Here is a 636-nt window from a genome sequence, read left to right as displayed (position 1 = left end):
CCAGGCAAGGCATCTTCTTTTCGACAGCTGGTTTGCCTTTCCGTCCGTTATCTGCAGGGTGCGTGAACATCGCCTCCATGTGATATGTATGCTTAAGATTCATTACACCTATAAAGGCGAAAAGATGACTCTTAGCACCCTTTACAAGGAACTTCTTAAAAAACCCGGCAAAGAATCGGCAAGGACTCAGGGGGTAACCCTGTGACGGCACGGATCTTATTCATCCGGGACCGGAACAAGTCGAAAAAATGGTTGGCATTACTTGCAACTGATTTAGAGCTGACAGATAAAGAGATTATTCAGACTTATGGAAAACGCTGGGATATTGAGGTGTTCTTTAAAACCACCAAATCCTTTTTGAACCTTGCCAAGGAGTTCCAGGGAAGATCTTATGACTCCATGGTTGCCCATACTACAATCGTTTTCTGCCGGTATATCTTGCTTGCTCTTGAAAACCGGGAAAGCAAAGACCCAAAAACTCTTGGCAACTTATTTTATCTTTGCTGTGACGAGCTTCAGGATATAAGCTTTGCGGAAGCGTTTCAACTCATATTAACGATGCTTAAAAATACCTTGCGGAAATATCTTACAATAACGGATTGTGCTTTACAGGACCTCATTAACGATTTTATTTCC

General features: G+C 42.5%; 1 pseudogene. It reads left to right on the top strand.

Annotated elements, in window-relative coordinates:
* Positions 1 to 636, top strand: a pseudogene (locus DCCM_RS03365) (IS4 family transposase); the annotation flags it as partial.

It is taken from the genome of Desulfocucumis palustris (assembly GCF_002933875.1).
GTDB classification, from domain to species: domain Bacteria; phylum Bacillota; class Desulfotomaculia; order Desulfotomaculales; family Desulfocucumaceae; genus Desulfocucumis; species Desulfocucumis palustris.
Note: the sequence above shows the minus strand (reverse complement) of the source record. Positions and strands in the feature narration are given on the sequence as shown.